The 15706-nt window shown below is 64.4% G+C and carries 8 protein-coding genes; 6 read left to right on the forward strand and 2 right to left on the reverse strand.

Features of this window, described 5'->3' with window-relative positions:
• Window positions 1-58 precede the first annotated feature (58 nt).
• From ACPQ6D_RS09875 to ACPQ6D_RS09890, 4 genes are all read left to right on the forward strand, one after another.
• The gene (locus ACPQ6D_RS09875) at window positions 59-403 is read left to right on the forward strand and encodes a dockerin type I domain-containing protein (RefSeq protein ID WP_423224151.1); all 345 of its coding nucleotides are present in this window, start codon (window positions 59-61) and stop codon (window positions 401-403) included.
• A 14-nt stretch (window positions 404-417) separates the two neighbouring features.
• Window positions 418-2184, forward strand: coding sequence for a hypothetical protein (locus ACPQ6D_RS09880; protein ID WP_423224152.1), 1767 nt, complete (start codon window positions 418-420; stop codon window positions 2182-2184).
• A 22-nt stretch (window positions 2185-2206) separates the two neighbouring features.
• On the forward strand, window positions 2207-3784 hold the full coding sequence (locus ACPQ6D_RS09885) for a hypothetical protein (protein ID WP_423224153.1): 1578 nt from the start codon (window positions 2207-2209) through the stop codon (window positions 3782-3784).
• Window positions 3785-4116: 332 nt separating this feature from the next.
• Window positions 4117-5043, forward strand: a complete 927-nt coding sequence (locus ACPQ6D_RS09890) for a hypothetical protein (protein WP_423224154.1) — start codon at window positions 4117-4119, stop codon at window positions 5041-5043.
• Window positions 5044-5634: 591 nt separating this feature from the next.
• Here ACPQ6D_RS09890 and ACPQ6D_RS09895 read toward each other — a convergent pair.
• Both ACPQ6D_RS09895 and ACPQ6D_RS09900 read right to left on the reverse strand, forming a co-directional pair.
• A complete protein-coding gene (locus ACPQ6D_RS09895) occupies window positions 5635-6042 on the reverse strand; it encodes a DUF4332 domain-containing protein (protein ID WP_423224155.1) in 408 nt (135 codons plus the stop codon).
• A gap of 93 nt (window positions 6043-6135) precedes the next feature.
• Entirely contained in the window at window positions 6136-6348 is a 213-nt protein-coding gene (locus tag ACPQ6D_RS09900; RefSeq protein WP_423224156.1) for a DUF2267 domain-containing protein, read from the reverse strand.
• A gap of 289 nt (window positions 6349-6637) precedes the next feature.
• Between ACPQ6D_RS09900 and ACPQ6D_RS09905 the strand changes: the two genes are divergently transcribed.
• Both ACPQ6D_RS09905 and ACPQ6D_RS09910 read left to right on the forward strand, forming a co-directional pair.
• Window positions 6638-9055 (forward strand): DNA internalization-related competence protein ComEC/Rec2, encoded by a 2418-nt coding sequence (locus ACPQ6D_RS09905; protein WP_423224157.1) that lies wholly within the window; start codon window positions 6638-6640, stop codon window positions 9053-9055.
• Between the two features lie 1869 nt (window positions 9056-10924).
• Window positions 10925-15685, forward strand: a complete 4761-nt coding sequence (locus ACPQ6D_RS09910) for a carboxypeptidase regulatory-like domain-containing protein (RefSeq protein ID WP_423224158.1) — start codon at window positions 10925-10927, stop codon at window positions 15683-15685.
• The last annotated feature ends 21 nt before the right edge of the window (window positions 15686-15706 follow it).

The following is a 15706-nucleotide window of genomic DNA, read 5'->3' on the forward strand; positions in this document are numbered from 1 at the left end:
CTCTGGTGACCGCCACTGCGCCCGCGGTGTCGTACGACATTCTCACGCGCCAGGTGCGTTGGCAGGAGCGGTCGCGCCGGCGCTGGTGCGCGTCGCCTTCAGCAGCGCCATCTCCGCGGCCCTCACGGCCTGCGGGTTCGTCAGCGTGCCTGCGAACCTGACCGATTTCTGGGGCCATACCCTGGCCTTGACGGCCAGGGTCAACCTGGCTGCGCCCGATGTCAACTGCGACGGCCGCGTCAACATCCTGGATGTGCAGGCAGTGGCCCGGCGCTTTGCCGCGCAGGCAGGCAATCCCTTGTACGATCCCCAGTTTGACCTGGACGGCGATGATCGGATTGGCGCCCTGGATGTGATGCTGGTCGCCAGCCGCTGGCAGCCAGGCGGCGGCGGAAACCCGTAGGCGGGTTGGCGTCCATGAAGCGCGTCCCCTTGCCCACGATCGCAGTGTTGCTGGCGCTGGAGGCTGTCGTGGCCTGGCAGGCGGCGGCCGGCTGGCGTTTTTTTCCGTCGCTCGTCGCCGATCAAGGCTGGTATTTGCAGGTGGCCCGGCGGTTGAGTCAGGGCGAGGTTCTGTATCGCGACGTGCTGTGGAGTTACGGCCCCCTGCCGGCGCACGCCCTGGCCTGGCTGTTTCGCGCCTGGGGCGCCGATGTCGGCCTGGCAACACTCCTCAACGCCGCGCTGGCCGCGCTGGCTGTCATGCTCAGTTACGGCGTGGCGCGGGCCATTCTTTCCGCCCGGGCCGCGCTTTTTGTGACCAGCTTCGCCGTGTTGGCTGGACCGTTCGTGGGCGGCGATCTGGCGCGGGCTTATTTGTATGCCTACACGCAGGCCCTGGCCTGGGGCGCGGTCGCCAGCCTGGCTGCGCTCCTGTGCCTGCTGCGCTGGCTGCCTACGCGGCGCGCGCGCTGGCTGTGGCTGGGCGGAGCGGCGGCCGGCCTGGCTTTTCTCGCCAAGCCGGAGTTTGGCGTCACGGCGGCGGCGGCCAGCGTGGTCATTTGCACGCATGGCCGGGCTTCTCGCCAGGCGTGGTTGTCATTTCTGGCCGCGCTGGGAGTCACGCTCGGCCTGGGGTTTGGCGCCCAGGTATACCTGGCGGGGTGGTCAGCCGTTTGGCGCGGCTACACCGGCTACGATCAGACCACGGCGCGCGGCCTGTGGGGCTTGCAGCCAGGCGTCCTCGCGCCGCTGCGCTGGACGTTGGGCGTTTACAGTATGGGCGCCGCGTTGACGGCCCTCTGGTGGGCGAGCCACGCGACCCGTGGGCGTGGTCTGTGGCGGCTGGCCGTGCTGAGCTTCGGGTCGCTCAGCGCAGCTTCGATGCTGCCTGACCTGGCGCGTGGCGGCGGACAAGCCGCGCTGGCCGCGCTGCGCGGCGGCGACTGGTCTGCGCTGAGCCTGCAGCCCTTCGCTGCGTTATCCTGGGGGGCCGCCGTCGTGTGGGGTTTGTCCGCGCCGCTGCTGCTCCTGGCCGCCTGGTCGGCTCAGCGGCGCGGCGCTTCCACGGCCTGGTGGGGCGTTTGGGCTTTTGCGTTGGCAGCCAACGCGCGCTTCGTCCTGATCGCGTCAGCCAATCCGTTCGTTTTTGCGCCGGCGCTGGCCGCGCTCTGGCTGGCCCTGGTCGAGGCGCCTGCCGCCTGGTCGCGGCCGCAGCGCATGCGCCTGGTCTTGGGCATCGCTGCGGTTGGCGTGATGAACCTGGCGGCCCAGGCGCTGCTGCGCGACACCTACTTCAATCAACCGCGCGCCTGGCTGGCGACCGCGCTGGGGCCGGCGGCGGTGACGCAAGACCTGGCTGCAGAGATCACGCCCCTGCAGCGGGCGGTGCAGTCCGCGGCGGCCCCTGGCGCGCCTCTGTTTGCCGTTGGCTTCAACCCAGGGTGGTATCTGCTGAGCGAACGCTCGAACCCAACACGCGCGGATGTGCTCATGGCCGGGTTGGGCGTCACGGGCGCGGAAGCGCAGGCGGTTGCGGCTGATTTGGCCGCGCAGCCGCCGGCCGCCGTCATCATGCCCGCCGGGTACTGGTCCGCGCCAGGGGCGCCGTTGGCGTCAAGCCTTGCCCGCGATCAGGCCGCGGTGCGCAGCGGCCTATCCACCTGGTGGGCGACGCTGTTGGCTGAGTATACCGAAGCGCCGGTGGCGGGCGTGTCTCGTTGGGTGCTGTTGGTGCGCCGTTAGCTTCTGGTGGTGAGATTGACCCATGGAACGAACTGACTGGTCCCGTTGGCGGTGGCGAGGCGGCGTCATGGGCTGCCTGCTGGCTGCGGCGTTGGCTTTGGCCTTGTACCTTCACTACGGCGCGGGCAGCGCCGCCAATGTGGGCTTCCCGCTGGACGACAGCTGGATCCACGCGCAGATTGCGCGCCACGTGGCCGCGGGGCAGGGATGGACCTACAATCCCGGCGCGCCGACGGCCGCCAGCACTTCGCCTCTGTGGGTGATAGCGATCACGCCGCTCTTCTGGCTGCCGGGGGAGCCGACGCTGTGGATCAAAGTCCTGGGCAGCGTCCTCTATCTGCTGACGGTTTATTTGACCATCGGCCTGGCGCGTGCAGTGCTGCACGACGATCGCATCGCCCTGCTGGCCGGATGGCTGGTCGCCTGGCAGCCGGCCTTGATTTACAGCGCGCTGTCTGGCATGGAAACGCCGCTTTTTGTCGTGCTGACGCTGCTGGCGCTGCGCTGCGCGCACCGCGGCGAGACATCGGCGCGCCATGCTTACCTGGCGACGGCGTGGCTGGCCCTGGCCGGCTGGGCCAGACCCGAACTGTGGGCCGCGCTGCCGCTGCTGTGGGGATATTGGCGACGGCGCGATCTGCCCGCAACGGCCTGGCCGTGGCATCTCCTATTGGCGGTCGCCAGCGTCGCCGGTTTTGTCCTGTTCCACCTGGCCTTGTGGGGACACCCGCTGCCTTCCACATTCTACGCGAAGCCGGCTGCGGCCTACGGAGCGACCGACTTCGGTTGGGTGCGTTGGCTCTTGACCCTGGCCGACCATTTCCTGCACAACGTGGGTGAAGCCATCAACACGCAGAATCCGCTGCTGCTTGTCGGGCTGGGCCTGCTCCTGGTGCGGCTCGAGCGCCGCACTGCGGCTCAGCGCGCGTTCTTGGGCCTGTGCCTTGCCCTGACGGTCTGGGTCTGCCTGCTCACGGCTGCCGCCAATCTCGGCAGCGTCGGTTTTCAGACGTTTCGCCGCACTGCCTATTTCCTGCCGGGGTTGACGATGGCCGTAGCAGCCGGCGTGGTGATGCTGTGGGATGAGATCACGGCGGCGGCACGCTTGCCTGCTCCGCGCTCGCTGCAGACGACCGTGACCGCGGCGGCGCTGCTGGGCATGGCGTTGGCGTGGCAGGCCAATGAGCTGCGTCACACCGGCGCGCTCTTTGCCAACGATCTGCGCAGCATCAACCAGGGTGACGTCGCCGCCGCGCGTTGGATTGCCGCCCATACGCCGCCTGACGCCTTGGTGGCCGCCAACGACATCGGTGCGTTGGCCTATGTGAGCCAGCGTCGCATTTTCGACCTGATCGGCCTGGCCTCGCCAGACGTCATCCCCATCCTGGCCGAGACCGGCCCCCTGGCTCCTGCGCGCAGCCAACGGCTCAAAGAAGCGATGCGAGCGCAGGGCGTCGAGTACGTTGTCATTTTCCCCACCTGGTTTCCCAGTCTGGCGCAGGATCCCGATTTGATCCCTCTGCAGCGCTTTGTCGTCGAACGTCCCACCGCGCTGGCTGGCAGCGAGGTCGTGGTCTATCGGCTGAGTCACGGGCGCTAACAGCCCACTGGGCTTCCGCGTCCCGCAAACGGAACTGCAAGAGCCAGGCCCGGCTCGCCAGGCACCCTGTGCGCCTGCGTGCTCCAAACCTTCGTGATGCAACCCTGGCGATCAAGACGATTTCCAAATTCCTGAATTTCGTGTTAGAATGAAGCCATAGCAAGAGAGGTCAATCTGATTGCAGGCGCATGCAGGGTTCGACTGTCGGCAAGACAGGCCACACCGAGTCGCCTTGCAGCGCTGTGTATCTTCTTCATTCTTGCGCTGGGTGCTCTCCAGTCACTTGTTGGGTACGAGTCATAAGGCTTCGCAGCTAAAGAAAGGTTACAGTGATGAAACGCTTCGTGGTGATCATGGTCGTGTTAGCAGCCATTCTGCTCGTGTTTGTGCAGGGTGTTCTTGCCACAGCGAACTACGTGTATCATGAGCAGACAAACAACAACCCCGGTTGTGGTTCTGGAGCGTACATGAATCCCCTTGCGCCAACAGCCGGACAGGCTGTCAACATTCGCTTCAAGGTGGAGTACCAATTCTATACCAATCAGGTTCGAGTGTACTACACAACGGATGGCAGCAATCCGTCGGGCGCATTTGGCGCGGGAACTGGGACGACTCAAGTTACTGCAGCAACCTACGACTGCACATTTGGCTCTCCTCCGCTCGTTGATGTCGCGAATGCCACCATACCCGGGCAGCTTGGCAACACCACAGTAAAATACAAGATCAGTGCATGGCACAGTGGAGGCGGGGCTGAAATTTTCGCCAACAGCGGCGGCTGCACCACCTCGGACTGTGCAACGACTTTTTCATACAACGTTCCCTTGGCTGCCGCGCTGGCGGACTTAAACGCCGCGCAGCAGGGCAGCGCCATCCTGGTCGCCTGGGAGACGGTTAGCGAGATCGGCAACGTGGGCTTCAACCTGTGGCGCGGCGTCTCGCCTAGCGCGCCCGATACCCAGCTCAACAGCGCCTTGATTCCCTCCCAGGCGCCGGGCAGCAGCCAGGGTTTCAGCTATGAGTGGGCGGATGAAGCCAACCTGGTCAACGGTACGACGTACTACTACTGGGTAGAGGACGTGGATGTCAACGGCGTCCTCACGCGTCACGGCCCGGTCAGTGTCGCCTACAGTGCACCAACCGCTGTGACCCTGACTGATGCCTCCGCCACCCCAACCTGGCCGCTCACGGCCGGCGCGCTGCTGGTTGGTGGGCTGCTGGCTTTTCTGATCGCCGCCATGCGTCGGCGTACGGCCAGCTAACCTTACACTTTCTGCGGTTGTGATATAACAAAAAGAGGTTCGCCTGGCCGGCGAGCCTCTTTTTTGTTGCGGCGCGTGCGTCACCCGGTAGGTCACGGCTCCGCGGTGACGTGCAATCGGCGCCCCGTGGGGAGCGTCTCACCGTAGGTCACGGCTCCGCCGTGACGTGCGTTCGGCGCCCCGTGACGTGCGTCTAGCCGTAGGTCACGGCTCCGCCGTGACGTGCCTTCGGCGCCCCGTGGGGAGCGCGATGGGCGAGACAAGCTCGCCGTCACACCGGAGATGTGACCTACGACGTGTGTCTCCCGGTAGGTCACGGCTCCGCCGTGACGTGCCTTCGGCGCCCCGTGGGGAGTGCGATGGGCGAGACAAGCTCGCCGTCACACCGGAGATGTGACCTACGACGTGCGTCCCCCGGTAGGTCACGGCTCCGCCGTGACGTGAGTTCGGCGCCCGGCAGGGGGTGTGATGGATGACAAAAGGTTGTCGTCACACCGGAGGTGTGACCTACGACTACGGCGTGCGTCTCACCGTAGGTCACGGCTCCGCCGTGACGTGCGTTCGCCGTCCCGTGGGGATGATGGACTTCTCTCAATACTCAACGAGCTTCGGTAATTCTTTCGCCTGGTTCACCCAGTCCTGCACCATCTCCAGCGTCGGCGTACGACCGACCAGTTGCTTGGCGGTGTTGACTTCGATCAGTTTGGCAAACAGGTTGTCGGGCCGGCGAGTCGCAAGCTCCTTAACGGTGTCCACACCCGCTTCTTCGAGTAGATTGGAATAGGCCGAGCCGATGCCCTTGATGCGCGCCAGATCGGCGCGGTTCACCAACTCCAAAATGTGTTTGGGATCAGCGCCGGTTTTGCTCGCCAATTCCTTACGACCGGCCAGGGTGCGACCGACTTCCAGTAGTTGATCGCTGTCCTGCATTCCATGCTCGCGCAGTGTGCTGTGCAATTCCGCGGTGATGCCCCGTAGTTCATTCATGCGCACCTTCATTGTTCAGTACCCTCCTGTCTAATACTAGGGACGTGGTCCGAGAGTCGCCTTGCTGGCCAACACCGAGCCACGCCCCGACGTCACGAGTCGAAATTACTTCTTGCCGAACATGCCGCCCAGACCCTGGGCCATGTTGGTTACGTTCTTCAGCGCGTCGCCGCCGCCCGAGAGCAGCCCATCAATCTGCCCGGCCAACGGGGCCGGCAGCTTCTGCTTGAGGAAATCCAAGACGGTCGTCACCGCGGTCTTCGCCTGTTCTGCGGTCAAACCGGCCTTCTGCGCGACCATGTTGATCAATTCATCCATTATTGTCTCTCCTTGTCTTTCGTCCGTTGTTGCCAACGTTGGCGCCCCTGTCTTGGGCGCCTGATCAAGATACGCTGCCGACGTTACAAATGACATAACGCCATGAAAGCCACGTGTGCCATGTGGTGATCGAGGGCTGATTCACAGACATATTATACCACAAGCAAGAGGCAATAGGCCATTAGCGGCGGCAAATTCAAGGGTGTTCTCTCGCGAAATCGTCCCACCGCGATTCGTTGACGCCTCCCAGGTGCGTTCTTGCATCACAGCGGCTGCACGGGGAGACCACATGATACGTCTTGTCCATCTTACCATCGCCTGGTTAGCCGGCATTGCGCTGGCAGACTGGCTCTGGCAGCAGCAGCGTATCGCCTGCACGACGCCGGTCTGGATCTGGCTGGGCGCGGCTGCGGTTGGCCTCCTGATTGCCTGGCGTGCACGGCAGGCGCGGCTGGCGGCTGCGCTCGGCGTGATGGCCTTGCTGGGGATCGCGCGCTACCAGGCGACGCCCTTGACTCCTTGCCTGGGGCCGGCCGACGTGGCGTATTACAACGGCAGCGACGCCCAGCCGCTGGCCGTCACCCTGGTTGGGGTCATTGACGATGATCCCGATCCGCGCGACCGGCAGACCCAGTACCGCGTGCGTGCGCAAAGCCTGACCATCGCTGAGGAAGAACGACCCGTGCACGGCCTGGTGTTGGTGCAAGCCAGCCGCTACCCCCTGTTTGCCTACGGCGACCAGGTGCGGATTACCGGAAAATTGCAGACCCCACCGCAGATTGAGGATTTCGATTATCAGGCCTACCTCGCCCGCAAAGGCGTTTTTTCCTTGCTGCGCCAGGCGCGTCTGCAGCGCCTGGCAGCCGGCCAGGGCAGCCGGGTATGGGCTGCGCTGTACGCGCTGCGCGCCCGCGGCGTTGAGATCATCACGCAGTTGATGCCTGCGCCGGCCGCCGGCCTGGCGCAAGGCATCCTGCTGGGTGTTGATCGCGAGATTCCCAAGGACCTCTACGAACGCTTCAACCTGACCGGCACCTCGCACATCATCGTCATCTCTGGCTCCAACATCAGCCTGGTCGTGGCGATGTTGGCGGCCGGAGCCACGCGCCTGTTTGGCAAGCGGCGGGCGGTATGGTTGGTGCTGAGCGGCTTGACGGTTTACGTTTTTTTGGTGGGCGCCGATCCGGCCGTTGTCCGCGCCGGGTTGATGGGCGCGCTCGCGGTGGTCGCGCTCTATCTCGGACGCCAAAGCGAAGCCCTTACCTCCTTGGCTGCGGCTGTGTTCATCATGACCCTCATCAATCCGCTTGATTTGTGGAACGTCGGTTTGCAGTTGAGCAGCCTGGCGACGCTCGGCTTGATCCTCTTTTCCACGCGATTCAAGGAGAGCGCCGAACGGCTTCTGCAGCGCAGACTGCCATCCTCTCGCGCGCAGCAGCTGGTTGGCCTGCTCAACGACGCTCTGCTGGTCACATTGGCCGCCAATGTCACGACCTTGCCCTTGATCGTCTACACCTTTCACCGCTTGCCGATCATCTCGTTGCTCACCAACATGCTCATTCTGCCCGCACAGCCGCCCATCATGCTCTGGGGCGGCGGCGCCCTGCTGCTAGGGTTCGTGCAGCCGCTCTTGCCCGTTGCGCGCCTGTTGACCTTAGCGCCCTGGCTTTGCCTCAGTTACACCGTAGCCATCGTGCGCTGGACCAGCGCATTGCCTGGCGCGTCGCTGGAGCTGCCCCACTTTAGCGCGGCCTGGATGTGGGCCAGCTACGCGCTCATCGGCGGTCTGTGGTGGTGGAGCCAGCAGGCGGACGAGCGGCGACGACGTTGGTTGGCCGGCCTGGTTGTGCAGCTCCCCGCCGCCACTACCCTGACGGCGCTCGCCGGCTCGCTGGTGGTGACAGGCATGGCGTTAGCGCAGCTGCCGGATGGGCGCGTGCATGTCACCTTTCTGGATGTGGGACAGGGAGATGCCATTCTGATCGAAACGCCGGCGGGCCACACGGCGCTGATTGATGGCGGCCCCGCGCCCAGCGCGCTCTTTTCCGCGCTCGGCGAGGCATTGCCCTTCTGGACGCGACGCCTCGATCTGGTGATCAACACCCATCCTGACCTCGATCACCTGGGCGGACTGGTGCCTTTGGTCACGCGTTACCAGGTGGGGCAGGTGCTGGTCAGCGGCTTCGAATCGCGCGCGCCTGAATTCACGCAGTGGCAAGCCAATTTGACAGCCGCGCAGACGCCGGTGTTGCGCGCCCAGGCGGGCGAGCAGATTGACTTGGGCGATGGCGTATGGCTCGATGTGCTGGCGCCCGGCGCACAGCTCGTCAGCGACACCTCAGCCGATGCGAATAACAACTCCGTTGTCCTGCGCCTGCGTTTTGGCCGCTTTGCCGTACTGCTGCCGGGCGATATCGAAGCGATCATGGAAGAAGACCTGCAGCAGCAGGGCGTGTGGATGCAGGCGGCCGTCCTCAAGGTGCCCCATCATGGCGCGGAAACGTCATCCACAGTGGCCTGGCTGCAGGCGGTGCACCCACAGTTGGCGATTATCGAGGTGGGCAAGGATAATCCATTCGGCCATCCGAAGCCGCAGATCCTGGCCCGCTACCGCGACCTGGGCATTCCTGTGCTGCGCACCGATCTCAGCGGCGCCGTGGAGGTGAGCAGCGATGGGCGTCAGTTCTGGGTGACCAGCGCGCGTTGAGTCCGGCCGGGTGGGTGGCCGGATGGCGTGCGCGCCACCCACCCCGCCCGACCGTGAACGGATCGGGCTACGAGGTGCAAGGCCCTGGCGAGCCTGACAACGCCGCCCGACCGTGAACGGATCGGGCTACGAGGTGCAAGGCCCTGGCGGGCCTGACAACGCCGCCCAACCGAGAACGGATCGGGCTATGAGGTACAAGGCCCTGGCGGGCCAGGCAGCGCCGCCCGACCGTGAACGGATCGGGCTACGAGGTGCAAGGCTCTGGTGCCTGACAACGCCGCCCGACCGTGAACGGATCGGGCTACGAGGTGCAAGGCCCTGGCTGGCCTGACAACGCCGCCCGACCGTGAACGGATCGGGCTACGAGGTGCAAGGCCCTGGCGAGCCTGACAACGCCGCCCGACCGTGAACGGATCGCGCTACGAGGTGCAAGGCCCTGGCGGGCCTGGCAACGCCGCCCGACCGTGAACGGATCGGGCTATGAGGTACAAGGCCCTAGTGGGCCTGACAGCGCCGCCCGACCGTGAACGGATCGGGCTATGAGGTACAAGGCCCTAGTGGGCCTGACAGCGCCGCCCGACCGTGAACGGATCGGGCTACGAGGTGCAAGGCCCTGGAGGGCCTGACAACGCCGCCCGACCGTGAACGGATCGGGCTACGAGGTACAAGGCCCTGGCGGGCTTGACAACGCCGCCCGACCGTGAACGGATCGGGCTACGAGGTGCAAGGCCCTGGCGAGCCTGACAACGCCGCCCGACCGTGAACGGATCGGGCTACGAGGCGCAAGGCCCTGGCGGGCCTGACAACGCCGCCCGACCGAGAACGGATCGGGCTACGAGGTGCAAGGCCTTGGCTGGCCTGACAACGCCGCCCGACCGTGAACGGATCGGGCTACGAGGTGCAAGGCCCTGGCGAGCCTGACAACGCCGCCCGACCGTGAACGGATCGGGCTACGAGGTGCAAGGCCCTGGCTGGCCTGACAACGCCGCCCGACCGTGAACGGATCGGGCTACGAGGTGCAAGGCCCTGGCGAGCCTGACAACGCCGCCCGACCGTGAACGGATCGCGCTACGAGGTGCAAGGCCCTGGCGGGCCTGGCAACGCCGCCCGACCGTGAACGGATCGGGCTATGAGGTACAAGGCCCTAGTGGGCCTGACAGCGCCGCCCGACCGTGAACGGATCGGGCTATGAGGTACAAGGCCCTAGTGGGCCTGACAGCGCCGCCCGACCGTGAACGGATCGGGCTACGAGGTGCAAGGCCCTGGAGGGCCTGACAACGCCGCCCGACCGTGAACGGATCGGGCTACGAGGTACAAGGCCCTGGCGGGCTTGACAACGCCGCCCGACCGTGAACGGATCGGGCTACGAGGTGTAAGGCCCTGGCGGGCCTGACAACGCCGCCCGACCGTGAACGGATCGGGCTACGAGGTGCAAGGCCCTGGAGGGCCTGACAACGCCGCCCGACCGTGAACCGATCCGGCTACGAGGCGCAAGGCCCTGGCGGGCCTGACAGCCCCGGCGGGGCTTGCATCTCGTAGCCGAATGGCCTCTGGCCTCCGGCAGCATTAGCGGGCCTGACAGCCCCGGCGGGGCTTGCATCTCGTAGCCGGATGGCCTCTGGCCTCCGGCGGCGTTGGTGGCCTGACAGCCCTGGCGGGGCTTGCATCTCGTAGCCGGATGGCCTCTGGCCTCCGGCGGCGTTGGTGGCCTGATAGCCCCGCAGGGGCTTGCACCCCTGCACGTCGCGTTTGTTGACAGCACATCGGTTCACTCGTACAATGAACTTGCGTGCTTGTGGTTCCTCACCTTGATCTTTTGATGCCTAAAGCCGGCAGTCGTTCCGACAACTATTGCACGAGGAGTCTTGTATGCTGCACCTTTTTTCCACGCAACCCGTCGTGTCTGCTCCCTGTTCGTTCGTGCGTGCGCGCAGACACCTCTTGTTCTTCCCACTCGCCATTGGCCTGCTGTTCATTCTGCTGCTCAGCATGACGCCATCGGCTACCCACGCGGCTTCGCCCAATCAGCCGCCCGCGCCCGGCGCGTTTCAGCCTGAGGTCCTGCTCTCGGTCAAGAACGACACCTCGGCGCCCCTGAGCCAACTGGCGCATGTGACCAAAACCAGCCATAAACTGGCGGAACAGCCCTGGTTCCCCCTGCCTAAAGCCGCGCGTAGCGCCAAGAATCGCGCGGCCGCAGCCGAGGTTGCTGTGCAGGCCCCGTCGGCGGACGGAGGCCATCTGCCGGGGCCGCTTCTCAGCTTCGAAGGAATGGGCAACGTAGATGGCCTGCTGCCGCCCGATACGAACGGCGATGTCGGCCCCAACCACTATGTGCAGTTCATCAACGTCTCCTTTGCCATCTATAACAAGTCTGGCGACTTGCTCTTTGGCCCGGCCAACGAGGCGACTCTCTTTCAAGGCTTTGGCACCGGCTGTGAACTGTACGACAGCGGCGACCCGCTGGCGCTCTACGATCATCTGGCCGACCGCTGGCTGCTCAGTTTCATGGCCTGGCCCAGCAGCCTACCCGGCGATGTCTACCAATGCATTGCCGTTTCCCAGAGCGGCGACCCCTTGGGCGCCTGGCATCGCTATGCCTTCCTCGTCAAGCGGGACAAGTTCAACGATTACCCCAAACTCGGCGTCTGGCCGGATGCCTATTACATGACAGCCAATCTTTTTACCAGCAGTAGTTTTGCTGGCGCCGGGGTGTGGGCTTTTGAACGCATGCAAATGCTGCAGGGCCTGCCAGCACGCCTGGTGCACTTCGATCTCGCCGGCGTCAATCCCAACTTCGGCGGCATCTTGCCCGCAGACCTGGACGGCCCACCACCGCCCACGGGCGCGCCCGGTTATTTCGCTGAAGTGGACGATGAAACCTGGATTGCGGAACAGGACGCCTTGCGCTTGTGGGAGTTTCATGTGGATTGGGCAACGCCCGCCAATTCCACCTTTGGGCAGGCCGGGCAACCGAACCTGATCTTGCCCACTGCGCCCTGGTCGCCCCTGCCCTGCGTCGGTGTGACGCGTAACTGCATTCCGCAGCCCGGTGTGTCGAGCGATGCCTATCTGGATGCCATTGGCGACCGTTTGATGCATCGCCTGGTCTACCGTTTCTGGGGCGATCATGCTACGCTGCTGGCAAATCATACGGTGGACGCTGGCGGCAGCCGCGCCGGCATTCGCTGGTACGAGTTGCGACTTACGGGCAGGGCCTGGTCAATCTATCAACAGGGAACCTATGCCGGCGACTGGTCGGGCAGCACCGCGCACCGCTGGATGGCGAGCATGGCCATGGACGGTCGCGGCAACCTGGCCATTGGCTACACCGCCTCCAGCCCGACGGTCTATCCATCTGTACGCTACATCGGTCGCCGCGTCGAGGATCCGCTGAACACACTGCCGCGCTTGGAAACCTCTTTCATGGAAGGCAGCGGCTCACAAGTTTCAAGCTCCTCGCGCTGGGGAGACTACAGCATGATGTCTGTTGACCCAGCCGATGATTGTACGCTCTGGTACACGAGCGAATACTATCCAACCACGGCCGATTATGACTGGCACACGCGCATCGGCGCCTTTCGGTTCGCCGGCTGTGTCACCCCGCCGCATGGCGCCTTGGCCGGCGTCGTAACCGACGCCGCAACGACGCAGCCCATTAGCGGCGCGTTGGTCAGCCTGAGCGGCTATGTCGCTTTTAGCGGCGCAGATGGTCACTACCAGTTTGCCCACTTGCCCGCCGGCAGCTACACCGCGCAGGTGAAAGTCTACGGCTATGCCGACAGCACGGCCAACATCGCGATCAACGACGGCGCCGCGGCAACGCTCGACATCGCGCTCACACCGCTGCCCACAACAACGATGGAGGGCCGAGTGAAGGATGGCTCTCGACGCCAGAGACAGCCCCTCTATGCCCGCCTGCGCTTCTCGGCCGCCGGCTTCACTCGCACCGTATTCAGCGATCCGCAAACCGGACACTATGAAGTCAATCTCCTCCAGGGCGTGGCCTATCAGATTACCGTCAATGCGGTCAGCGGAGGCTACCAGGAGGTCACCCACGTATTTACTCCGACCGAGGACAGAGTCACTTATATCTTCTTCTTACCGGAGGATGGCACCTGCAGCGCCCTGGGCTACCAACGCGAATTCGTCTATTTTGAAGATTTTGAACACGGCGCGGGCGGCTACACGACGCAAGGCGAGACTTCTTGGGCTTGGGGTCAACCGACCAGCGGGCCGCGCAGCGCCCATTCAGGAGTCAAGGTCTGGGCCACCAATCCAGGCGGCAGCTACAGCAACAATGAAGATGGTTACGTCGTCTCCCCGGACATTGACCTCAGCGCGCACGCCGACTCAGCTATCATCGTTTCCTGGTGGCAGTACCTGCAGACCGAGCGCAGCTATGATCTTGCCCGCGTCGCGGTCAGCAACGACGGCGGCGCCACCTGGAATAAGGTGTACGGCGAAGTCTCTGGCCCCGTTGATCTTGCCTGGACCAACCGCACCGTCACCCTCGGTTCCGACTATGCCGTGCGCAACTTCCGCATTCGCTTCATCTTCCACAGCGACAACAGCGTGACCGCGCCCGGTTGGTATCTTGACGACATTGGGATTGGGGCCGTCCCCCTGCCGCCGGTGACGACGCTTTACAGTGAGACCTTCGAAAGTGGCAACGGCGGCTTCACCAAGACCTCGGTGAGCGACGCCAGTTCATGGGCCTGGGGCGCGCCAACGAACGGGCCGGGGCGAGCACATTCCGGCAGCAAGGTGTGGGCCACCAACCTGAGCGGAAGTTATGCCGATTTTGAGGATGGCTACATCGTTTCGCCGCCGGTGGATCTATCGAGACTCGCCGGCCGGTCTGCACGTCTCACGTGGTGGCAGTGGCTGCAAACCGAAGTGTGCTGCGACTTTGCCGCGCTGGGCGTCAGTAAGGACAACGGCGCCAGTTGGACACGCGTCTACGGGCCAGTCAGCGGGAGCGTCAACGTGACAGGGTGGGGCAAGAAAACGGTTGACCTCGATCCCTCGTTTAGCGTGTCCAATTTCCGTTTTCGCTTTCGCCTATGGGCCGACTATTCCGTCGTGGCTCCTGGCTGGTACGTGGACGATGTGACCATTCAAAACGCCACGCCGCCGCCGACGCTGCCTTGCACCAGCGCCCCAGGCAGCATTGTGACCGGCAACGTGCGCGACGCCAACACCCACGCCGGCATCACTGGCGCCACGGTGAGGAATGAAACAAGCAATATGATCGTCACTTCCGCGGCCACGCCCGCTGATCCTGCGCTCGATGATGGTTTCTATACCTTGTTTGCAGCGCCCGGCCAAACCTGTTTCCTGGCGACGACTGTTGGCGCTTATGGCAGCGACCGCGTTTGCCTGGACATCCCCGATGACAGGGTGCTGGCGCAGGACTTTCATCTGCCCGCAGGCTACTTGCACGTTGCGCCATTGGAGATCAACGTAGAAGCTGCGGCCGGCGCGCCGCTTTCGTTTACGCTGAGCCTGAGCAACACCGGCGCCCTCAGCCTGACCTATCAACTGCTGCCCATCAACATGCCGCTGGCTTCTTCGTCCAGCGCAGACGACGCGCGCCCATTCCAGCGCCCCAGTCTGCCGGCCAACGTCCTTCCCAGTGATGAGCCAACGAGCGCATCCGTGAGGCCGCCTGTCCCGCCGGATGTTCCCATCTTGGGCGGCGGCCGGATTGTTCAGAGCTGGCCTACGCACCTCAGCTTCGGCTGGGGGGTGGGTTTCAACACCGACGCCAACGACCTATGGCTGAGCAACATCGGCAGCGTCGGCGGACTGAATCGTGATTATCGCTTCTTGCGCAACGGCGCCGTGACGGGCGACAGCATTGATGTGTCTGATTGGGTTGGCTCCTTTGCGGGCGATATGGCCTACAACTCCCTGAGCGACCGCTTGTGGCAGGTCAATGTGGGCGGCGATAACTGCCTGCACGAACTTGACCCCGCGGCCAAGATCAGTACGGGCCGCCGCATCTGTCCACAGCTCGCGACCTCGCAGCGCGGGCTGGCCTACGATCCGATTGCTGATCTTTACTACGTGGGAGGTTGGAATGACCTCAGTATCCACCTGGTGTCGCCCAATGGTCGGGTCATGCGTTCGATCGTCACCGAGCTGGCTACATCGGGCCTGGCCTACAACCCGGTCACGGGACACCTCTTTGTTCTGACCAACGCCAATGCGGGGCTGGATGTGTACGTGCTCGATACGACCGCCAATTTTGCCGTCATCGGCGGCTTCAACCTGGCCGGTATGACCGACTTCAGCCAGGCTGGTATGGATATGGATTGCAGCGGTCACTTGTGGGCTGTCAACCAAGTGACGCAGCGCGTCCTCGAAATCGAGTCAGGCGAAAGCGATGCTTGCAGCTGGATGCAGATTCCCTGGCTGACCACGTCGGTCCTCAGCGGGACCATCGAAGCGGCCAGCAGCCAGGCGGTCGTGTTGACCTTTGACACGAACCTGGCGCCGGGGGTGTATCGGGCGCAGCTGCGTGTGCGTCACAGCGCGCCCTACGACGCCATCTCGATTCCGATCCGGCTGAATATCATCGCGGGGCCGCTGGGCGATAAGCCCGGCGCGCGGCAGGCGGACTGACATGGCTGTGGGCGGCGAGGA

Source organism: Candidatus Amarolinea aalborgensis (assembly GCF_900491745.1).
Lineage (GTDB): Bacteria > Chloroflexota > Anaerolineae > SSC4 > Amarolineaceae > Amarolinea > Amarolinea aalborgensis.